This is a genomic window from Nostoc sp. (genome assembly GCF_036917375.1).
GTDB lineage: Bacteria > Cyanobacteriota > Cyanobacteriia > Cyanobacteriales > Nostocaceae > Nostoc.
Genome location: NZ_JBALDN010000084.1, coordinates 1 through 20,466 on the forward strand (window position 1 = coordinate 1; position 20,466 = coordinate 20,466).

At 40.4% G+C, this 20,466-nt stretch carries 20 protein-coding genes and 2 pseudogenes; 9 read left to right on the plus strand and 13 right to left on the minus strand.

What is annotated here, in order from left to right; genetic code table 11:
• Positions 1-870 precede the first annotated feature (870 nt).
• Positions 871-1,044 (plus strand): hypothetical protein, encoded by a 174-nt coding sequence (locus V7K45_RS21760; RefSeq protein ID WP_335007080.1) that lies wholly within the window; start codon positions 871-873, stop codon positions 1,042-1,044.
• A gap of 82 nt (positions 1,045-1,126) precedes the next feature.
• Here the strand turns inward: V7K45_RS21760 and V7K45_RS21765 are convergent, their stop codons facing one another.
• From V7K45_RS21765 to V7K45_RS21785, 6 genes and pseudogenes are all read right to left on the minus strand, one after another.
• Complete coding sequence (locus V7K45_RS21765; protein ID WP_335007081.1) at positions 1,127-1,810, minus strand: Crp/Fnr family transcriptional regulator; 684 nt, start codon at positions 1,808-1,810, stop codon at positions 1,127-1,129.
• A gap of 188 nt (positions 1,811-1,998) precedes the next feature.
• Positions 1,999-2,559 (minus strand): annotated as a pseudogene (locus V7K45_RS33040) (pilus assembly protein PilB); the annotation flags it as partial.
• Positions 2,560-3,054: 495 nt separating this feature from the next.
• Positions 3,055-3,267, minus strand: a pseudogene (locus tag V7K45_RS33045) (pilus assembly protein PilB); the annotation flags it as partial.
• A gap of 275 nt (positions 3,268-3,542) precedes the next feature.
• The gene (locus tag V7K45_RS21775) at positions 3,543-4,730 is read right to left on the minus strand and encodes a HetZ-related protein 2 (RefSeq protein ID WP_335007083.1); all 1,188 of its coding nucleotides are present in this window, start codon (positions 4,728-4,730) and stop codon (positions 3,543-3,545) included.
• Positions 4,731-5,657: 927 nt separating this feature from the next.
• A complete protein-coding gene (locus V7K45_RS21780; protein ID WP_012409276.1) occupies positions 5,658-6,005 on the minus strand; it encodes a carbon dioxide-concentrating mechanism protein CcmK in 348 nt (115 codons plus the stop codon).
• An 81-nt stretch (positions 6,006-6,086) separates the two neighbouring features.
• Positions 6,087-6,398, minus strand: a complete 312-nt coding sequence (locus tag V7K45_RS21785) for a BMC domain-containing protein (protein WP_335007084.1) — start codon at positions 6,396-6,398, stop codon at positions 6,087-6,089.
• 283 nt (positions 6,399-6,681) lie between these two features.
• On the opposite strand from V7K45_RS21785, the gene V7K45_RS21790 reads away from it, so the two are divergent.
• Entirely contained in the window at positions 6,682-7,575 is an 894-nt protein-coding gene (locus V7K45_RS21790; protein WP_335007085.1) for an alpha/beta fold hydrolase, read from the plus strand.
• 351 nt (positions 7,576-7,926) lie between these two features.
• On the opposite strand, the gene V7K45_RS21795 is transcribed toward V7K45_RS21790, so the two are convergent.
• The 3 genes from V7K45_RS21795 to V7K45_RS21805 are packed head-to-tail and all read right to left on the minus strand — an operon-like array spanning position 7,927 to position 9,606.
• Positions 7,927-8,316: a tautomerase family protein gene (locus V7K45_RS21795; RefSeq protein ID WP_335007086.1), complete on the minus strand. Its 390-nt coding sequence runs from the start codon at positions 8,314-8,316 to the stop codon at positions 7,927-7,929.
• Positions 8,317-8,332: 16 nt separating this feature from the next.
• Entirely contained in the window at positions 8,333-8,971 is a 639-nt protein-coding gene (locus V7K45_RS21800) for a hypothetical protein (protein WP_335007087.1), read from the minus strand.
• Positions 8,972-8,973: 2 nt separating this feature from the next.
• A complete protein-coding gene (locus V7K45_RS21805) occupies positions 8,974-9,606 on the minus strand; it encodes a ParA family protein (RefSeq protein ID WP_099102086.1) in 633 nt (210 codons plus the stop codon).
• A gap of 232 nt (positions 9,607-9,838) precedes the next feature.
• Between V7K45_RS21805 and V7K45_RS21810 the strand changes: the two genes are divergently transcribed.
• Positions 9,839-11,221, plus strand: coding sequence for a cytochrome P450 (locus V7K45_RS21810; RefSeq protein WP_335007088.1), 1,383 nt, complete (start codon positions 9,839-9,841; stop codon positions 11,219-11,221).
• A gap of 149 nt (positions 11,222-11,370) precedes the next feature.
• Here V7K45_RS21810 and V7K45_RS21815 read toward each other — a convergent pair whose 3' ends face one another.
• Together V7K45_RS21815 and V7K45_RS33050 are read right to left on the minus strand one after the other, a co-directional pair.
• On the minus strand, positions 11,371-12,063 hold the full coding sequence (locus tag V7K45_RS21815; protein ID WP_335007089.1) for a PD-(D/E)XK nuclease family protein: 693 nt from the start codon (positions 12,061-12,063) through the stop codon (positions 11,371-11,373).
• Between the two features lie 91 nt (positions 12,064-12,154).
• Positions 12,155-12,277: a hypothetical protein gene (locus V7K45_RS33050; protein WP_442942029.1), complete on the minus strand. Its 123-nt coding sequence runs from the start codon at positions 12,275-12,277 to the stop codon at positions 12,155-12,157.
• Here V7K45_RS33050 and V7K45_RS33055 point away from each other — a divergent pair.
• On the plus strand, positions 12,276-12,359 hold the full coding sequence (locus tag V7K45_RS33055) for a hypothetical protein (protein WP_442942030.1): 84 nt from the start codon (positions 12,276-12,278) through the stop codon (positions 12,357-12,359). The two genes, V7K45_RS33050 and V7K45_RS33055, sit on opposite strands and share 2 nt — an antisense overlap.
• A gap of 65 nt (positions 12,360-12,424) precedes the next feature.
• Here the strand turns inward: V7K45_RS33055 and ccmS are convergent, their stop codons facing one another.
• Together ccmS and V7K45_RS21825 are read right to left on the minus strand one after the other, a co-directional pair.
• Positions 12,425-12,853 (minus strand): beta-carboxysome assembly chaperone CcmS, encoded by a 429-nt coding sequence (ccmS, locus tag V7K45_RS21820; protein WP_179067896.1) that lies wholly within the window; start codon positions 12,851-12,853, stop codon positions 12,425-12,427.
• Between the two features lie 38 nt (positions 12,854-12,891).
• On the minus strand, positions 12,892-14,700 hold the full coding sequence (locus V7K45_RS21825) for an ABC transporter ATP-binding protein (protein ID WP_335007090.1): 1,809 nt from the start codon (positions 14,698-14,700) through the stop codon (positions 12,892-12,894).
• Positions 14,701-14,929: 229 nt separating this feature from the next.
• Between V7K45_RS21825 and V7K45_RS21830 the strand changes: the two genes are divergently transcribed.
• From V7K45_RS21830 to V7K45_RS21850, 5 genes are all read left to right on the plus strand, one after another.
• Positions 14,930-15,778 (plus strand): prohibitin family protein, encoded by an 849-nt coding sequence (locus V7K45_RS21830; RefSeq protein ID WP_335007091.1) that lies wholly within the window; start codon positions 14,930-14,932, stop codon positions 15,776-15,778.
• Positions 15,779-16,050: 272 nt separating this feature from the next.
• The gene (locus V7K45_RS21835) at positions 16,051-16,467 is read left to right on the plus strand and encodes a DUF1824 family protein (RefSeq protein WP_292774499.1); all 417 of its coding nucleotides are present in this window, start codon (positions 16,051-16,053) and stop codon (positions 16,465-16,467) included.
• A 72-nt stretch (positions 16,468-16,539) separates the two neighbouring features.
• Entirely contained in the window at positions 16,540-18,468 is a 1,929-nt protein-coding gene (locus V7K45_RS21840; protein WP_335007092.1) for an ABC-F family ATP-binding cassette domain-containing protein, read from the plus strand.
• A gap of 23 nt (positions 18,469-18,491) precedes the next feature.
• Positions 18,492-19,169 (plus strand): response regulator transcription factor, encoded by a 678-nt coding sequence (locus tag V7K45_RS21845; protein ID WP_335007093.1) that lies wholly within the window; start codon positions 18,492-18,494, stop codon positions 19,167-19,169.
• A 52-nt stretch (positions 19,170-19,221) separates the two neighbouring features.
• Positions 19,222-20,466: a sensor histidine kinase gene (locus V7K45_RS21850; RefSeq protein WP_335007094.1), complete on the plus strand. Its 1,245-nt coding sequence runs from the start codon at positions 19,222-19,224 to the stop codon at positions 20,464-20,466.

The following is a 20,466-nucleotide window of genomic DNA, read 5'->3' on the forward strand; positions in this document are numbered from 1 at the left end:
GCAACGATAGTTTAGGGGTTGCCCTACGCAAAAATAGCTCGATGCCAGGTTATTATTCTAACATAAAGCCCCACGCCTCACAGCCTGGGGCTTTTTGCTTATCTTGAATTGCCACATTATGCAAAAGAACAGTCGAGAGTCCAATGCAGACCATTTTCAATGCCCCAATGTTTACGGATAGCCCGACCAATCAGTTGAGCATTACTGTTGCCTGGCGCTGATAGAATTTTTACCAGCATCAGCATATTTAGTTGCAAAGCCTTCTGACATCAACTTAACTCCTGGCAATTTTCAACGGTAACATTGAATTCATCTCATCGATTTTGCTCAGTCGTTAAACCCATTTTTCACACGTTGTCTACCCTGATCCTCTTTAATTTGTCAAGTTCTCTTTATACCAAATTAGATGAGCTTACCCTGGTTAATAATCTAATACCAATTCGCAATTCGCAATTCGCAATTAAGAAATCTAGCTCCAGTAAGACTTTCCTGATTTCCATCTGTTGCCGAGTTTTAGAGAATTGGTATAACTAGTTCAACTTTTAAAAACTGCAATATTCCTTATTCCCATTTTTTCATCTACCTAGAGTAGAGTGACAAAAGCGGTTGATGGACGATATGTCCGCGATGAATGAAAGAAACGGAATAAAAAGTAGGGAAAAAGTTTATACTCGCATTGTGTCTTGAAAGTTTTGACCGTTCCCTCAATGGTGCATCTTCACCCGTACAAAAGCGTGGTTCTGGGTTGTGACGGTGATGGCATTGGTGAAGCGTTTAGACGTTATCCCGTTTAGAAGACTGTATAATTCTGTCAACCTGGGTCAAGGCACACTTTCAACTTTGATACTGCTTGAGACTAGGGGAACTAAAATGAAGAAAAAACAGAAGTCTTCAGTTCCAACTCATAAGATTGCGCGGATTTTTTATAAACTTTGGACAAATGAAGGAGATTATACCGATCCTAGTATGGATTATTATGAGCAACGTTATCGTGAGCGAATGGTTAATAATCTCCACAATAAAAGCCCAGGCTTTTGGTTTTGAGTTTATTCCTCAGCCCTCATAAAATCTGGTTTCTTAGAAGAGGGTTAATGCCAAAATTTGTATTGCTGAATAAATAAAACAATCACACTTTGCCAGCTAAATTCATCAACTGTTTGAAGTTCACAAGATAAATGATGTTGTTGGCGCTATCAATTTTTATCCATCCTTTTTCATGTAGTTTTTCCATGATTTTGGTGGTTTCTTCAACGCCTATTTCTGTCACCTCTGCTAAATCTTTAAAGGGAATGTTAAAAATTTCTCTTCCTAAGTCTGATTCGTGACCATAGCTTTCACCCAAAGTTACTAGAGTATGAGCGAGTTTGACTGCTGGTGGTGAAGACCGCATTTGTAGGCGCAGGTTAATTTGTCGCAATCGCCGCACCATCAGTTGCAACATTCGGTGATGTAACTGTGGGTCTTTAAACAATATTTGAATAAACCGCTCTCTGGAGATACTAAGCAATTTCACGGGTGAAAGGGCAATGACATCGGTTGAGCGTGGAGATTCATCCAAAATTGCCATTTCTCCAAAAAAATCGCCACGACCAAAAATTGCCAAAGCTACTGAATCTTCCCCGACGGTACGCCGGACTTTGACCCAACCAGAAACCACAAAGTAAACGGCGTTACCCCAGGCATCTTCCATCACAACAGCTCGCCCAGATGGGTATTCATGTTCAATTGCAACGTTGAGTAGCCATTCCAATGTCTGTGGATTGGCTGTACTCATTAAGGGGAAAAGTTCACTAAAAACCTCAGTTAGCATGAAATATTTGCAACAATAGGATTCAAGGGAGGGTAACTAACTTTGCTACTATTAAGTTTTTTAAACCGTAATCTTACTTAGAATACGATCGCAAAATTTGTATTTATTTAGATATGAATCTCTAAGCTTTATCAGTCTAGGATTCCATTACAACATAACAATTATGTATGCGAACGAAATCAGCGTTTTCACCTACTAACTGATGATTTACTCTTTGTTGGTAGATTGTTATCTAGTGCCAGTATTTTGATCTGTTGGTCTAAATTTTTCACTAATTGATTCAGGGCAACTAAAGCCTCTAATTGCTGAGAATCAAGGCTAGGATTTAGTAAAAGTTGTTCTTGTAGTTCATGTAACTTTATACTTAGTTGCTGAGAAATTCCTAAAGCATCGCGGCCTATACGCGTCAATTGTTGTTGTTGATAGAATTTTAATGCTGCTCCCCGCAATACTTGGAGTGTTGCCTCTTCGCCGTAGATTCCCGGCATGACTCGCAAGCGTAATAATAAGCGATTTTTTTGATATACGTATTCTTTTTCTACTTGTTTTGGTTCTGTAAGCGTGGTTACAGGCAGGGAAGCAAACCGCTTTAATTCATTTAGTACTCCTTGAAAAACTGAGAGCGGCAGTTTGTCCAATACAGACTGCAAAACTCCATTGTCACTCCACAGTATTCTGCCTTCGTAAGCTTGTCTTTCTAAGTACAGCCGACCAATTCCCCCAGCTAAGATTCGCCCTAGTAATTCTTCTAGTAATTTTTTTGGCGGCAGTGTTGTTAGCAACTCAATTGGATTCAGTAGTTCGGAAGCTTGTGTGGGAAAAATAGGTAAATTGTTTGATAATGTGGGTTCAAAATCCTCTCCCGATTGAGTTGTGGAAATAGGGGTGAAGAACGTCGTAGTTTGAGATGATTGGTCTAGCTCTGGGATAGGAGGCAAGTCTACCCGCTGTCCAGAATTTTGACGCTTTTGTGTCTGAAATACCATCAATATTGGTTGTTGATTTAATTCTGAGTCGGCATCTAGGGAAGGACTAGGTATGTCAATAATGGTAGGTGGGCTATTTGTTGGGGGAAAGTCCACTGTTGGCTGATGCGCTTGTTGGGCATCTAGCTGGGATATATTCTTATGGTTGAGGTAGGCTGATAGTATTCTGCGGTGAGCATCGGCTGCGATCGCCTCAATCACCATTGTGCAATTGATAGAAGACAAAATGCGACCAACGTAATCTAGGGCTTCGCTCTCTTGTGGATGAACCATACCTAGCAAGAGGTTTTTATCTTCTAATCTAAAGGGTAAAATCTGGTGGTAGAGGCAAGCTTCAAAAGACAAAAGATGATCGATTAGGTGGAATATTTGTTCGCGATCGCCTCCTTGCTCCCACCTAGTTTGAGCGGCAGTTAGCATTTGCTGTCCATTCGCTCCGGTATCATTTAGTTCGCCCTTTGAAGACAACATAGATTTGATTCGTTGGTGTTTACTTATATTTTGCCTCTAATTCAATAGGTAGTTAATAAAGATACTTTGTTAAATTGTTAAAATTCCAATTATATATACTTAAGTAAATGTAAGTTAAGTATGAATTTTAGATTAGGGACTGGGGATAATACTGAATATTGAGTACAAGAGTGCTGTTAGCGGATAGCTAAGGTTGAGCTAGTGCTGAGTTTTATTTATCTTTTTGTCTCTCCTTCCTCTGCCTGCTCTGCTCCCTATGCTCCTTCCACTACAGGCTACTCTTGGGTTCTTAAAGCTTGGGCTGCAAGATAGACTTTCGTCCATTCGCCCAGCACTTGATGGGTTTTGAATTTTAACTGTTCGGCTATGGCTTCTATTGAATTACCCGCTCTCCGCAAATCTAAGATTTGCCGCCCTAGAGGAGTCAATTTTTCATCCAGTTGCTGCCATTGGTTTTGGGTTAACCCCAAGTTATGTTCTTGTAAGGAAATTGACAGCCAGCTGTCTACGAGTTCTGGATTGCCTTTGAGGGCAAAAACACGTACAGCATGGTAACTAATTTTTTCTCGCAGACGGTAGACTTCTTTAGTCTGCTTATTCAGTTTTTTGGCGATCTCTTCCTGGGACTTACCTTGCAGATACAGCCGTAGCCATTCAACTGCGTCAGTTCCCAAATTTTCTTGTAAATAATTTTCAAATTCTTTTTGTACTGACTGGCGCAGCCCCTGTTGTTCCTCTAGTTGTTGTGCTTCAATATATTCTGCGATCGCCTGACTATCGACTAAGTTAACTCGATTGTCACTGTCGTCTGTGAGAACTTCTTCTGAGACTAGGCGAACCAGATCGCGCCCTGGCACTTGGGTTAAACCACCGCGCTGAGTGCGACGCAAATAATTCACAAATCGGTAAGCTAATAGGGGTTGATTGCGTACCGGTCGCAGACAATATTCTTCTAAACTGGCAAATAACAGAGCATCCCCCAATCGTCTATCACTTGTATATTTGGCAATATCAGCCATTTGCTGTTGCATCTGGCTGTCGTTTTGGAGTAATTCTTGGAGTACTTCTTGTAACACATCCATCACACTGCGCTGGCGATCGCGACTGAGGGAAACCCAAGTCTGAATCTTATTCCGTAATGTTACTAAACTCCCCAATCGGGTTATCAAGTTGCGATAAGCACGTTCTCGTCCCAAACCCAAGTAGCGTTGACGTAAAATCCTCCAGCGATATTCCATCGCTTGCTTGGCGATATCGAGTTCTTTAGGATTATACAGATCGAACCGTTTTGAGTCAGATCCCAACAGCCAGAGAATAATGCTGTGCCTCGCGGCTTCATTTTGGTCTGGACATTCCACAGCCAAGCGCTTTTGCCAATCTAGAGCCAGTTTTTCCACATCTATTGTCATAGTGAGATTGCATTCCTCGAAACTCAATTTTGAAGTTTGCATTACAACCCCCATTCGTCCCACCTAATTGTTTAACTGGCAGCTGCCCCAGATTTCATGAATTTCATGAATTTCATGAAAATAGCTCAGTGATTCTACTTTTATTACGTCTGGATTCACTAAAATTATGCAGAAATTTCTACATTGATGTTTTACTTTTACTTTAAAAAGTCCAAACCCATTATGTATCAAGCATTTGGGGCATTCTGCCAATTTAAATTTTTTGTAAAGTTATGTTTTTTAGTTGAGAACAGAAATCTGCTTAAAGTGTGGAGGATACACCTTTCACAAAATGGAGCGAGTAAATCTGACATTTTGTAACAGATCCGAGGAACGAATATAATTTAACTTAAAGTTGGACGTTATTCCACCAGTATAAGTTTCAACTCTGTATAAACCCTTGCGTCGTATAATATTTAGTTTAATTTCAATATACTTAGTGTTAATGAGATTTTGCCCTGGAAGATTCCCTAATCCCCCTGAAGAAATTGGCTGAATTGCCTGCTTTTGAAAGAGGATCGGGCTTTCACTGAATTGTATTAAGTTATGTTTTGTGAGATTTGTTGATTTAATTAAGTGTATATACGGTAATTATCGTTTCCAAGATGTTTGGTAAGTCGTTGTATAAAATAATAGTAGGGATTGATTGGCAAATTTATTTTTTTTAAACTAGCTTCAGTCACAACTACACCTTTCATATTGGTAAGTTATTCTTAAAACTTTTATATTTATAAAAATGAACAGTCAACAGTCAATATTAGTTTTGACTATTGACTCTGACTGTTGCTTTCCCTCTGCTTCAAAATTCAACTTATGCAAAATTTAAAAATAGAAGGAATGTAATCCTCTAAAGTTTTAATAGTCAGAAGCCTGACAAAAAACTTCTCTTTAAATTTATTTATGGGAAGTTTTTGTTTTGAATTCCCCCGCAGGAGGTTAAATCTATCGATTGTTCGATCTAACAATGGGATTTTCTACAGATTCTCGATAACCTTGGACTTGTTCTGTATAAGCAATTGGTAGAACAGCTTCAACGTTTTCATGGGGACGAGGAATAATCACCCAAGATTCAAGTGTACCGCCATAAACATTTTCTGCGGCTTCAACACCGGCAGCCATAGCGGCTTTTACTTCAGAAACATCACCACGAATATTAACTGTAAAACGAGCGCTACCTACTCTAATATAACCAACAAGGGTAACTCGACCAGCTTTTACCATAGCATCTGCTGCTGCTAGCACCGCAGGAAAACCTTTCGTTTCAAGTGCTCCAACTGCCTGTAATGACATTATTAATCTCCTGTATGAACAAACTGGGGGCTACAAGTTAATTGTACGAAGCTTCGCTACAGATTTTGATAGCAAAATTGCTTAGAAGATGCGGAAAGGTTCTGATTCTTCAGTGAAATGGATTGGTAATATGGTTTCGACATTTTCTGGAGGATTGGGAACGATGTAGTGGGTAATTACTGTACCAACCTTTACTTCCTCTCCAGCTGCGATTCCGGCTTCAACAGCTCTATTTACTTCAGAAACGTGTCCCCGGACAGCAACTAACAAGCGAGCGCTTTCTGCTTGACCATAATACACAATTGTAACTGCGGCAGCTTTGACCATTGCATCTGCTGCTGCTAAGACACTCGGAAAACCTAAAGTTTCAATTACGCCAACCGCCATTGGCATGGCATTAGCTCCTGGATTAAGGGATAAGCGATTTTAATTGTACGTGGCTTTAGTCCCCATTTTGACATTTTGGAAAACTTTCTTTGATGCCATGCCATATTTTTTTGGGGGAGTAGAGACGCCATTAATCATGTCTGTTGGGAGTTAGAATATTTTGATAGTCCCTAGCTTATGTTTTATATATATATTACAAATAATACTTCAGCATCTTAGGTTGTGTAACTTTATTGTTTAACAAAATCAGTTATGGGTGGAAGCAAGCTAGTACGATAAACTGAAATTTATGTTTCCGAATTTTCTTCCTACGGCAGTTGAGCAACTCACAGAACCTACTTCGATCGCACTAGCTCGGAGTATTCAAACAACTGCGATCGCTACTCCTTTAACTAATCAAGCAGTTACCACAACATTTGTCAAGCAAGGCTGTGGTGGAACTCCGATTTTATTAATTCACGGCTTTGACAGTTCTGTATTAGAATTTCGGCGGCTTTTGCCACTGCTTTCTGAAGATAATGAAACTTGGGCAGTGGATTTATTGGGTTTTGGATTTACAGATAGACTTTCAGGAATAGCCTATAGCCCAACTGCAATTAAAACCCATCTTTATTATTTCTGGAAAAGCCTAATTAACCAACCTGTAATTTTAGTGGGCGCTTCGATGGGGGGTGCGACGGCGATTGATTTTACGCTGGCTTATCCAGAAGCAGTCGAAAGGCTGGTATTAATTGATAGTGCGGGGTTAGCGGGTGGTTCGCCATTGAGCAAATTCATGTTTCCCCCATTAGATTATTTAGCAACTCAGTTTTTGAGTAATATGAAAGTGCGCGATCGCGTTTCTCGCATTGGATATAAAAATCAAACTCTTGCCTCTATTGATGCGTTATGTTGTGGAGCATTACATTTACAAATGCCGAGTTGGGATCAAGCTGTAATTTCTTTTACTAAAAGTGGCGGTTACAGTGCTTTTAGATTCACAGCTATATCAAAAATTGTGCAACAAACGCTAATTTTGTGGGGCGATTCTGATAAAATTTTGGGTACTAAAGATGCCCTAAGATTTAAAAGGGCAATTCCACACAGTACTCTCACGTGGATTCAAGATTGTGGTCATCTCCCACACTTGGAACAACCACAAATCACCGCGCAGCATATTTTAGACTTTCGAGTTGAAAGATAGCTCAAGTCTCAATAATTTTTCTGTAACGGCAATCTGGAAAGCTTTGTATCTGTTGCTAATGGCTTCTGCGATCTAGCTACTATTTTTCTCTTTAATCATGTTTCACATAATTTTAGGGAAGCAAGAGCGATACCTTCGGTGAGCTTCTCTACGAGACGCTTCGCGAACGCTAACGCAAACCTATCTTGCATTCAGGTGGACATTAGACTTCTTGCATAAGTCGGGAAAAGGGGAAAGGGAAAAGGTTCTGTATTGTCCCTTTCCCCTTTAACCTTTACCCTTTTCCCCCTCTTGCAAAAAGCACTTTTGCAAGAGGTCTATTATAATGCCCACTCTACAAGCTCCAAATATTTACACTTGCACTTGGTAATTTAGGTTTAATTCATCTCCTGTTGTTCCCCGAATACCCCAGTTGTGTTTTGGAGTTTCAGTAATCGTGATTTCTATATCTATAGGTGTAATTGCAACTTGTTCGGATAAGCGGGAAAACAACAACCTAATTAGTTTCTTTTTCGTTTCAATAGTGCGTCCCTCAAACATACTAATCTCAATGATGATGTATTTCTCTGAACGTCCTACAGGGTATATAAAATCATCGGGTTCGAGAGGAAAGAACCGATGGGCACGCTTGTCTTGAGGATATACTAGAGCTTCAACAACACAAGAATGAATTGCGTCAGAAATGGCACTGCGAGAATGACGAATAAATGAAGCAGTGCCATAGATTTTGATTTGTACCATTAATCTTTATCTGATTCTAGTCAAGTAACCACATCTCATTAGAACTATCGGGATACTCATTCGGTTGATTTTGAGGTTGATTTTGAGCTAGTGTTTCCGATGACCGATGTGATTTTTTGTAGTTCAGTGGATTGTAGTGGTCTTTTACTGGTTTGATCGCGCTAGTTTCTTTGACAACAAGTTTAGATTTCTCTTCTGCTTTTTGTACTGTTTTTTGTTCTGCTTTTTGTTTTAAAGAATTAATTTCTTCTATAAGCTGGGAATTGGCTTCTGCAAGTTGCAGCGCTGTTTTTTTGGTCTCATCAAGTTCTTTTGTTAGCTGTTCTAGTAATGATTTTTGTTCTGATACAAATGTTTTTTGTTTAGATAATTTTGATTGCAAATCAGCAACTTCTTGTCCAAGAGATGCTTCCTTTTTATGGCTTGCTTCTAGATTACTTGTCAATTCTTTGACAGTTGCTTCTAAATCAGCTTTAGTGGGACTGCGTTTAGTAGAAGTTGGCTCAAGTGGTTGTCCTAACGATTCCTCATCAGATGCAGCCTGTTCTTCAACAATTTTTTCGGCTGTAACTTCGATCGCAGATTCTCCTTCTGGGGGTGTAAATTTTTGCGCCTCTTCTTGTAGTAAGTCAGAGAGACTTTGTTTCCTAGCCATTATTATTTTCTCCAATCACGCTGTAATTCATCAGCTGCACGGCGGTAGTCTAATTCCGCCTCCCGTGCATTTCCTCCTCGCCATTGAGTAATCGCTACACCTTCTAGTGCTGCTCGTTCATGAGCTTTATAAGCACGAATGAAGGTATTACAAGTAGGAATACCTAAGCGAGTCAGAGTGTTTTTTGCTTCTTGTGCTTCCCCCAGGCTGCGCGTATCGACTTTGGTGAGCAATACCCGATGGGGGGTTCCCAAGGGGATGACGGCTTCCTTGACTGTTTCCACGAGGATTGCTAAATCCATTGCAGATGGGGGTGTAGGCAAAACTAAATAATCTGCGATCGCAACTACCGCCACTAATGCTTCAGAGCGCAGGGCGGGAGGTGTATCCACCACTACTAAATCGTAACCTGTTATCTTTGCTAAATCACTTAAAAGTGCGGGATCGGTTTCTTGAGATAAATCAAATCCCATTCCCTGCTGACTGCGCCCAAACCACCAACTGGCAGAACCTTGAATATCTGCATCAATCAGCAGCACCTTTTTTTTCTTCGCAAAGTTTGCAGCCAGATTGACTGCGGTAGTCGTTTTACCGACTCCTCCTTTACCGTTGAGAATAGCGATGATTTTTGGCACTGCTTACTTCCGATGCTGCCTCTTTAGTGCTGAGTGCTGAGTGCTGAGTTAGGAGTAGAGACGCGATTAATCGAGTCTGTACAAGAGTTATTATTATCCTCTTTGTCTTCTTTTTCAGTTCCCAGTTTCCAGTTTCTAGTCCCCAATGATGAATATACCGCTTTCTGTAACCCTAAGTAACATGAAAAGTCGTAACAATAAAATTCAGAAGTCATCAACTCCACAAAATTCTATGACAACAACTTACAATCTGCCCGATGGGCCTCAAATGCCGCGCTGGCTGCGGATGATCAAGTTTATTACTCAGCCAGTGAAATATGTGGATGATTTTGCCCAAATCTACGGTGACACTTTCACGATCAGGAGTAATCGCTCTGATAACCATCTAGTATATTTTAGTCAACCCCAAGCACTTGAGCAGATTTTTACTGCTGATTCCAGTCATTTTGAGGTTGGCAGGGGGAATATAGGGCTAAAATTTTTACTTGGCGATCGCTCCTTTATGTTAGCCGATGGCGCTCGCCACCAGCGCCAACGCCAACTCTTAGCTCCTCCCTTTCATGGTGAAAGGATGCGGGCTTACGGTGAGGAAATTCGGGAAATAACCCAACAGGTGACTCATGAATGGCAAATTGGTAAACCTTTTAAGATCCGTGAGTCGATGCAAGAAATTACCTTGCGTGTTATTCTGCGGGTTGTATTTGGTTTGAATGAAGGACAGCTGTTTGAGGAACTGAGGCGATCGCTAAGTGACTTATTAGACTTCCTCACTTCGCCCATAATGTCCAGCGCCTTCTTTTTCCAGTTCATGCAAAAAGATTTCGGGGCGTGGAGTCCGTGGGGTTGGGTTTTGCAACAACGGCAAAAAATCGATCGACTGATTTATGCTTTACTTCGAGAACGTCGGGAGCAAGCCGATCAAAATCGCCAAGATATCCTAAGTTTGATGATGGCGGCTCGTTACGACGATGGTCAAGGGATGTCAGATGAAGAATTACACGACGAGTTAATGACACTGCTAGTTGCGGGACATGAAACCACCGCTTCGGCATTGACATGGGCTTTTTACTGGATCGATCGTTTACCAGAGGTGCGTGAGAAGTTGCTAGAAGAACTCAACACCATTGGAGTTAACCACGATTTGAGTAGTGTAGGTAAATTGCCCTATTTGACAGGAGTTTGCCAAGAGACATTGCGACTTTACCCAATTGTCATGACTGCTTTCCCGCGGATTGTGAAAACCCCAATTACAATTATGGGCTACGAATTGCGAGAGGGAACGGTAATAATCCCCAGTATTTATTTAGCGCATCATCGGGAAGAAGTTTACCCACAATCCAAGCAGTTCAAACCAGAACGCTTTTTAGGAAGACAATATTCACCTTATGAATATTTACCCTTTGGTGGCGGTAATCGTCGCTGTATTGGGATGGCATTTGCCCAGTATGAAATGAAAATTGTCTTAGCAACTGTTTTGTCAGAATTCCAAGTTTCGCTAGTGAATAAACGTCCCGTGCGTCCTGTGCGCCGTGGATTAACTTTAGCTGCACCAGCCGGAATGAGTATGGTTGCTACACCTCAAGTTAAGCGTGCGAATACACCAGCGCTAGTTTAGGCAACTAGGGTGGGCATTAAAATACCTACCCTAACTTTACAATGTGCTAAGGGTAGAAGGTAATGCATGATTGGCAGTATTTCTTTAACCACGATCGCAGCAATCTAAATCAAGGCACTTACCGCATCTTTGAACCAGAATCCCACTCATCAACTCCAAACGCTTCTGCGTTCCCAATATTCGGCGACTCTTTTTTCCCATTGCTGCCAGTAATCTTTAATCGCTGCTGGTTCAAACCAAAATATCTCGGCTGACATCTCTGGAATTGCGACTACTAACAAAGCATGATTTAGCTGAATACCATAATCTCGATAATAGTTGTTAATTGCTCCAATGTATGCTGTAAGTTGCAGTGGATGTTCGTATAAATGCTCGATTGAACCTTTAGGTTTGTCTGCTGTTTTCCACTCGCAAATACAGGGAATGCCTTGATAGCTGGCAATACAATCTACTTTGCCAGAATAGCTCAAATCGTAATGAAAAACTGAGCCTTCTACGAGTCTTACTGTATCAATTTCTGCTAAAACTGGCTGAATACTTTCCCAGTAAAGGCGACTGGCTTCTGGACAAACAGGATTTTGTCCCAGGAGATAACGCTCAATTTGTTTGTGTGTTTGAGTTCCCCGACGACTGGCGTTTGTAGATATACGGGTGGCTTCTTCTGTACCTACACGCGCTTTCCAATTTAATAATCTGTCTCTGTCTGCTTGGGGTTTGGTGATATTAAGTATTGTGGTGACGCTAGGGAAGCGGTTTCCTTTGGCATCTACATAATATTGTTTGCCATTTTCTCTCAAAGATTTACTATTAATTTGAGGTAGCAGTTGGGTATTAAATTGCATTTTTAATTCGTAATTCGTAATTCAAAAAGGTATACTTTTCAAAGTTTTGAGATTCTTGATAAGCTGGGTAGATATTGGGTAATCGCTCTTGTTATAGTTGTGCTAATGCTTCATCTAAATTCAGAGGTATTTCATGTTTTACTGCCTTTATTGCTAAGATAATTGCTTCATCTTCAAGAGCTTCTAATAAGCGTAGATAGTCATCAAAATCTATTTGCTACGAAGCTATGTTTAACATCATCTGGTATTGTGCCGAAAATCTAACTTACCCAGATTTCTACAAAGCAATGAACTAAACAAAAAGCGCAGAGTTCTTATCTTCCTTTGCGTTCCTCTACGCTTCCCTTAGCGTCCCTTTGCGTTAAAAAACAATCTCCTCCCTCATCCTCTCTTCCAGCACATCCAATAACCCATCCACATCCTTCCCAACTTGCTCAAAACAAATCGGTGGCGCTGGTTCCGGTGCAAACTGAATTAACTTAATTTCCCCCTTCCCAATCCCAATCATCACGACTTCCACTTCCGGCTTGTGATTCTCCACAATTCCTAAAATTTCTTGCAGCCGATTTTCAACTCTAATATTTAAATTCTCTATCTGCTCTTTTGGACAATAAACAAAATGCGGCGTTGGTTGCAAATCAATACCAACAGTACCCTGACTGTCACCATTTGCTAACCACAATCCCCAAAACAGCGCCGCCAATTCCTGCTGATTTGCTTTCACAAACTTATCCAACTGGCGACGCCACTTAGTATCACCTGATTCTGGTTGACTATTACCAAAAAACATAAATCATTCGTAATGAAGACACAGACAATAGGCGAAACTTATCTCAAACCTGACTGTACACGCCAGAGGCCGGAATAAATCCCGTCTTTCTCCAGCAATTGCTCATGGGTTCCCGACTCTACTAATTTCCCATGTTCCATGACATAAATGCAATCGGCATTGCGGATAGTGGAAAGACGATGAGCGATCGCAATTGTAGTTCTATCTACTGTAATCCGTTCTAGCGATCGCTGGATTGCCGCTTCTGTTTCATTATCCACCGCCGAGGTCGCTTCATCTAAAATCAGAATTGGGGGATTCTTTAAGACTGCACGGGCGATCGCAATCCGTTGTCTTTGTCCACCAGATAACTTTTGTCCTCTTTCCCCCACGATTGTCTCATAACCTTGGGGCAAGTTAATAATAAATTCGTGCGCCTCGGCTATCTTCGCTGCCGTGATAATTTCTTGCTCTGTAGTCTCAAAACTGCCATAAGCAATATTCTCAGCTACAGTGCCATGAAATAGAAACACATCTTGACTCACCAAACCAATACAGCGCCGTAAATCTTTTAAATTCAAACTTTGCAAATCAACACCATCAAGAGTTATGCTTCCAGCTTGCACTTCGTATAACCGCAACAAGAGTTTGACTAAAGTACTTTTACCAGAACCAGTAGAACCGACAATTGCAATGGTTTTCCCTGCCGGAATATCCAAAGATAGATTTTTAATAACTGCAAATCTATCTTTATAGGCAAAATAAACATTTTTAAATTGCACTTCCCCGCGCACTTCATTCACAGGTAACGCCACATCACCTGTATGAATAGCGATAGGAGTATCTAACAAGTTCATGACTCGATTAGTAGAAGCCATTGCCCTTTGATATTGGTCAAATGTTTCGCCTAATCTAGTTAGAGGCCACAACAATCGCTGGATTAAAAACACTAATACGCTGTAAGTACCTACAGACATTTTTCCAGAAACTGCTGCCATTCCACCATATAAAAGTAATGCCGTAAAACCCACCAAAATTAGCATCCGAATTAACGGCACAAAAGCAGCAGAAAGAGCAATTGCTTTAGAGTTACTCCGGCGATAAGCTTCACTATCTAATTCCAAACGATAAGCTTCATAAGCTTCAGCAGTGAAACTTTTAATAGTAGTAATCCCGCTGATATTGTTTGACAACCGCGAATTGAGAAAACCTACCTTTTCACGGACATCAGCGTAGCGAGGTGCAAGTAGTCGTTGGTAGGCAAAAGAACCCCAAAGAATAAATGGCATCGGAGACAAAGCCATCCACGCTACACTAGGAGCCAGAATAAAGAAAGCAGCGCCAATAATTAGAACCGTTGCAGAAACTTGGATAATATCATTTGCTCCTCCATCCAAAAACCTTTCTAATTGGTTAATATCATCACTGAGGATAGACATTAAACCGCCAGTGCTGCGTTCTTCAAAATAAGCCAATTCCAACTCTTGCAAATGTTTGTATGCATCCAAACGCAAGTCATGCTGAATATTCTGAGCCAAATTTCGCCAAAGTCGAGCGTAGGCGTACTCAAAAACCGATTCTAGTATCCAAATGACCACAGTCAGGAAGGAAATAATCAAAAATTGTTGAAAGACATCCCGTACCCCTAACTGTGCAATTATGGAGTCCTGTTGCTTGACTACCACATCCACCGCCACGCCAATTAAGCCGGGTGGTGCTAAATCGAAAAATTTATTGAGGGTAGAATAAATAGTCGCCAGCCAAATTTGTTTACGATATTGGTGTCCATACTCAAGCAAACGCTGGAGAGGATGCGCTGAATGTTTACGCCTTCTTGATGCCCGATGAGATTTTAATACAGTAGCCACGGCTTTTTGCGGTTTCGTGTCACTGATATTACCACGGAACAAAGTCTTGAGTCCTAAGTCCTGAGTCTGAAGATTGATTCAGACAGACTAATGAGAAACTAGTAACTGAGTTTATTCAAGGATTAGGGAATGGGGCATGGCGCATGGGGCATTGCGAATGGAAAAATTACCAATGCCCAATGACCAATGACAAATGACCAATGACTAATTAAATATTGGAGAGAGGAATTTGAAAAATCAGCAATTGGGTAGTTGGCAAAGCACAGTTTTTGGAATTGTGTTAGCAATACTAGTGATTATTGGGCTAAATTCCTTTATTATTATTAACCCAGGACAAGCAGGAGTAATCAGCATTTTGGGTAAAGCCAGAGATGGGGCTTTATTAGAAGGTATTCACTTAAAACCGCCTTTCATTACCGTGATAGATGTGTATGATTTGACGGTGCAAAAGTTTGAAGTACCAGCAGAGAGTTCCACTAAAGATTTGCAAAATTTGTCTGCGAGATTTGCGATTAACTTTCGCCTCGATCCGATAAAGGTAGTTGAAGTTAGAAGAAAACAAGGAACATTAGAGAATATTGTCTCAAAAATCATTGCGCCCCAAACACAAGAAGCATTTAAAATTGCCGCAGCTAGAAGAACAGTAGAAGAAGCGATTACTAAACGAAGTGAGTTAAAAGAAGACTTCGATAATGCGTTAGGCGATCGCTTAGACAAATATGGAATAATTGTCTTAGATACTAGCGTAGTTGATTTAGCATTCTCACCAGAATTTGCCAGAGCAGTTGAAGAAAAACAAATTGCTGAACAACGGGCGCAAAGAGCCGTTTATGTAGCACGGGAAGCCGAACAAGAAGCGCAAGCAGATGTGAATCGCGCCAAAGGTAGGGCAGAAGCTCAAAGACTCTTAGCAGAGACACTCAAAGCTCAAGGAGGGCAGTTGGTTTTGCAAAAAGAAGCAATTGAAGCTTGGAAGAGTGGCGGCGCTCAGATGCCCAGAGTCCTGGTTATGGGTAGTGACTCAAAAAATGGCGTACCCTTTATATTCAACCTTGGGAATGTCCAAAATCAACCGTAAAAGGGAAGTGGGCATGAGATAACAAGGTCTAAAATTATGGAATTTGCTCTGACTCAGACAAATTTTCCAATATATTGGACTATTTCCAATTCAAAACCTAAAATCCAAAATGGTATAAGTTGGGCTAGTACAGGTTGGTGTAAATAAACCTACTATTTCATTACAGCCAGAAAGCCCGGAATTCAAGCGTGAGTGACTTTTGACTTCCGCCTTGCGGTACTAGTCCCAACTCAAACACCACAGAAAAACCAACAAGATAATAGTCGAAGTTTATGTCAACCCCCAATCCTCAGAATCTCACTGCCGAAGAAGCGAAAAAGTTACTGAACAAATTCAATTGTCTAGACATTGCTCCTATCCTCAACTCATCAGAAAAAGTAGTAATTCGTAATGCCTTAATTTTGCTCACCAAGCTTACTGATTACCAAATTTTAGGAATTTGTGCTGATACGGCAGAAGAAGGAATATTGGCAATGAAAACCTATTCTCTGGCTTTGGGTTATGAACCACCAAATAATTTACTGACACCTGAAGGGCCAGTTTATATCAAATTAAATGGTAAAAATGGCTTGTGTTATCTTGATTCCTATGATGGACATCATCGTGGTGTATTAGTATCTTGCCAGTCTTATGACGAAGATGGAATCAACGAAATGTATGGACACCTTCCCTTGGACTTATTTGTATAGAAGTTTGCGAATGTAGGTAAGGCAAATACCTTACCTACTCACTAATGAAAAATAATTAATGACTTCAATCTTATGAGTATTATTACACTACAATCAGTAAAAAAAGACTTTGGTATCAAGGAAATTTTAAAAGATGCGAGCTTTAGCCTTGATGCTACGGATAAAGTTGGATTAATTGGTACTAACGGTTCAGGGAAATCAACTCTATTAAAAATGATCGCCGGATTAGAATCGATAGATAGCGGTCAAATTTTAATTAACTCCGGTTCTAAAATCATCTACTTACCACAGCAGCCAGATTTAGATGAAAATCACACAGTTTTAGAGCAAGTTTTCGCTGATAGTGGCGAACACATGGCTTTAGTACGCGAGTATGAAGAACTTTCTGATAAATTGGTTCACTATCCAGATGATAGTCAACTGATGTCTCGTCTTTCTGTGGTGATGCAACGGATGGATACGAGTGGTGCTTGGGAATTAGAAACTAATGCCAAAATTATTCTTACAAAATTAGGAATTTCTGATTTTGATGCCAAGATCAGTACTTTATCTGGAGGTTATCGCAAGCGCATTGCTTTAGCATCAGCCTTGCTATCAGAACCAGATGCTTTGCTCATGGATGAGCCAACAAACCATTTAGATGCTCTTTCTGTAGAGTGGTTACAAAGTTATTTAAATCGTTATCGCGGCGCATTGTTTCTGATTACCCACGATCGCTATTTTCTAGATCGCGTTACCAACCGGATTATTGAAATCGACCGAGGCGACATTTACACCTATTCAGGTAACTACTCATATTACCTCGAAAAGAAAGCTTTAGCTGAAGAATCTGCTGTCAGCAGTCAACGCAAACACCAAGGCTTGTTGCGGCGCGAATTGGAATGGCTCAAAAAAGGGCCAAAAGCCAGAAGTACCAAGCAAAAAGCTAGAATTGACCGCGCTCACGCTCTGCGAGATACTGAATTTAAACAAGTTCAGGGTAAAGTTGATATTTCGACAGTTGGTCGTCGCATTGGTAAAAAAGTTATTGAATTAGATAACGTTTCTAAGGCATACAATGGACGAACTCTGATTAATAATTTCACCTACGAATTTAGTCCAGAAGACCGCATCGGCATTATTGGCGCTAACGGTGCTGGTAAATCCACTTTAATGGATATCATTACTGGACGGGTTAAGCCAGATTCCGGCATTGCAGAAATTGGGACTACAGTTCACATCGGTTATTTTGACCAGCATTCGGAAGAATTGCTCACAGCATTGAACGAAAATCAGCGCGTGATTGACTACATCAAAGAAGAAGGAGAATTTGTCAAAATTACCGATGGAACTCAAATTACCGCTTCCCAAATGTTGGAACGGTTTTTGTTTCCTGGTAATCAGCAGTATGCCCCAATTAGTAAACTTTCGGGTGGTGAAAAACGCCGTTTATTTCTGTTGCGGGTTTTGATGGGTGCGCCCAATGTTTTAATTTTAGATGAACCGACAAACGATTTAGATGTTCAGACCTTGGCAGTATTAGAGGATTATTTAGAAGACTTTGCCGGGTGTGTAATTGTAGTTTCTCACGATCGCTACTTTCTCGATCGCACCATTGACACAGTATTTTCCTTTGAGGAAGGCGGTAATCTAAGGCAATATCCAGGTAATTACTCGATTTATCTGGACTATAAAAAGGCTGAAGAAGCACAGCAACAAGCCGCGAACGCTAAGGAAAAGCCGAAAAATGCCGAAGTCCAAAATGGTGCGGCTTCACCCAAGGATGGAGAGAATACTAAGCGGCGCAGATTATCCAATTGGGAGAAAAAAGAATTTGAGCAGTTGGAAGGTAAAATTGCTGAGTTAGAAGCTGAGAAGGCGGAAACCGAGAAAACACTAGGGAATGTCTCACCTGGCAATTATAGCGAAGTGCAGAAACTCTATAATCAGGTGGAAAATCTCAAGCACGCGATCGATGTGGCGACTGAACGCTGGTTAGAATTAGCTGAAATGGAGTCTTGAAATTACCAGCTAGTCGGGTAGTTATGAAAATCCTTTTAGTAGAAGATGGATATCGGATTGCAAAAGCACTTGCAGAAGTATTCATTGACCAAAATTACCTTGTTGATATTGCAAATGATGGTCAAGTGGGATGGGAGTTTGCTAAAGCCTTTCCTTATGACTTAATAGTGTTAGATTTGATGCTACCAAAATTGGATGGTATAACTTTGTGTCGGCAACTACGACAAGCAGGCTATTCTATACCTATTTTGTTACTAACTGCGAAAGACACTAGCACAGATAAAGTCGTTGGTTTAGATGCCGGAGCAGATGATTATGTTGTTAAACCCTTTGATTTACAAGAGCTAATGGCTCGAATTCGCGCTTTATTAAGACGGGGAATTACTATTTTACCCCCTGTGTTTGAGTGGGAAAAGTTGCGTTTAGATCCAAGTAATTATGAAGTGACATATAATGGACAACCAGTACATCTGACTCCCAAAGAATATAGAATTTTGGAATTGTTTTTACGTCACAGCCATCAAGTATTTAATCGCAACGAAATTCTGAAACATCTTTGGTCTTTTGAAGAGCCACCAGGAGAAGAAACAATCAAGGTTCACATTCGGAGTTTAAGACAAAAACTGAAATTTGCTGGAGCTAATGTTGATTTTATTGAGACAATATACGGTTTAGGTTATCGATTAAAACAAACTTTTTAAATTGATGCTTCAGGCTTTAGGCAGGCGGCTTTTATTTTCATACTTAGGTGTAATGGTAACAATTTGGGGGACTTCTACCACAATTGTTTACCATTTTTTATCTTATAATCTTTATCAAAAGTTAGATAGTGAAATTGTCACTTTAGCAAATGCAGCGGCTCACAACTTAATAGCAGCGCCAGTTGACAAAAAAGCAATTAATACTAAAATTCCTCGAATTTTAGATAATGATGATGATGGAGATTTAGATATTCCTTGGCAAGATTTACGTGAAAATCATCAAGGAGTAGAATGGTTTGATGCTAATGGTCGGCTATTGGCTAAAGCGGGAAATACTATTTCTCGAATGTCTTTTACTGCTAACTTTGACATCAGCCAACACCATAAAATTCGCAGTATTACTATTCCTGTTTATCTGCATAGTGCAAGTGTAAGAAAAAAAAAGCTTCAAGGGTATGTGCGGGTAAGTGAATCGACAGAAGAATTAGAAGAAGAACTAAATAGAGTTTTATGGGGATTTGAGTTAGGAGGATTGATTGTAATAATTCTTAGCGGCTTAGGTGGTTGGTGGCTAACAAGACAATCTTTACAGCCAATTGAGCAAAGTATCCAGCAATTAAAACAGTTTACTGCCGATGCTTCCCACGAGTTGCGTAGTCCTTTAACAATCATTAAAACTTCGGTTGAAGTGATTATGAATTATCCAGACAGAATTCATCCAGCTAATTTAAATAAATTGGAAGCAATATCATCTGCAAGTAATCAAATGACTCGATTAGTAGAAGATTTACTTTTATTAGCTCGAACTGATGCAGTAACGAGTACTAAAATGATTACATGGATCGGTATTCCTTTAGATGAATTATTAGAGGATTTGGTGGAGTTTTTGGAACCGCAAGCGGTATCTAAGGAAATTACTCTCAAGTCAGAAATATCAACCGAAGTTTTTATCAAAGGTGAAGCTATTCAACTAAAGCGATTATTTTCTAATCTGTTGCAAAATGCCTTGCATTATACACCGAAAGGAGGGACTGTCATTGTTTCTCTAGTGAAACTTGAGCGGTTTGTCGCCATAAATGTTCAAGATACTGGTATTGGTGTTGCTCCAGAACACATTCCGTTAATTTTTAATCGCTTTTGGAGAGCAGATCGAGCTAGAAACCAGCGAGAGGGAGGCTTAGGTTTAGGATTAGCTATTGCATTAGCGATCGCTAGAACTCATGGAGGAGATATTACCGTCACCAGTGAAATCGGTGTTGGTAGCTGCTTTCAGGTACGTTTGCCATTAGCTTCTTAG

Bases quoted from the DNA above. Each gene is read 5' to 3' on its own strand.
- V7K45_RS21800 (WP_335007087.1), bottom strand. From the start codon at position 8,971: ATGGCTAGGAAACAAAGTCTCTCTGACTTACTACAAGAAGAGGCGCAA.
- ccmS (WP_179067896.1), bottom strand. From the start codon at position 12,853: ATGTTTTTTGGTAATAGTCAACCAGAATCAGGTGATACTAAGTGGCGT.
- V7K45_RS21795 (WP_335007086.1), bottom strand. From the start codon at position 8,316: ATGGTACAAATCAAAATCTATGGCACTGCTTCATTTATTCGTCATTCT.
- V7K45_RS21785 (WP_335007084.1), bottom strand. From the start codon at position 6,398: ATGCCAATGGCGGTTGGCGTAATTGAAACTTTAGGTTTTCCGAGTGTC.
- V7K45_RS21845 (WP_335007093.1), top strand. From the start codon at position 18,492: ATGAAAATCCTTTTAGTAGAAGATGGATATCGGATTGCAAAAGCACTT.
- V7K45_RS21790 (WP_335007085.1), top strand. From the start codon at position 6,682: ATGTTTCCGAATTTTCTTCCTACGGCAGTTGAGCAACTCACAGAACCT.
- V7K45_RS21780 (WP_012409276.1), bottom strand. From the start codon at position 6,005: ATGTCATTACAGGCAGTTGGAGCACTTGAAACGAAAGGTTTTCCTGCG.
- V7K45_RS21810 (WP_335007088.1), top strand. From the start codon at position 9,839: ATGACAACAACTTACAATCTGCCCGATGGGCCTCAAATGCCGCGCTGG.
- V7K45_RS21850 (WP_335007094.1), top strand. From the start codon at position 19,222: ATGGTAACAATTTGGGGGACTTCTACCACAATTGTTTACCATTTTTTA.
- V7K45_RS21815 (WP_335007089.1), bottom strand. From the start codon at position 12,063: ATGCAATTTAATACCCAACTGCTACCTCAAATTAATAGTAAATCTTTG.
- V7K45_RS21840 (WP_335007092.1), top strand. From the start codon at position 16,540: ATGAGTATTATTACACTACAATCAGTAAAAAAAGACTTTGGTATCAAG.
- V7K45_RS21765 (WP_335007081.1), bottom strand. From the start codon at position 1,810: ATGCTAACTGAGGTTTTTAGTGAACTTTTCCCCTTAATGAGTACAGCC.
- V7K45_RS21775 (WP_335007083.1), bottom strand. From the start codon at position 4,730: ATGGGGGTTGTAATGCAAACTTCAAAATTGAGTTTCGAGGAATGCAAT.
- V7K45_RS21835 (WP_292774499.1), top strand. From the start codon at position 16,051: ATGTCAACCCCCAATCCTCAGAATCTCACTGCCGAAGAAGCGAAAAAG.
- V7K45_RS21760 (WP_335007080.1), top strand. From the start codon at position 871: ATGAAGAAAAAACAGAAGTCTTCAGTTCCAACTCATAAGATTGCGCGG.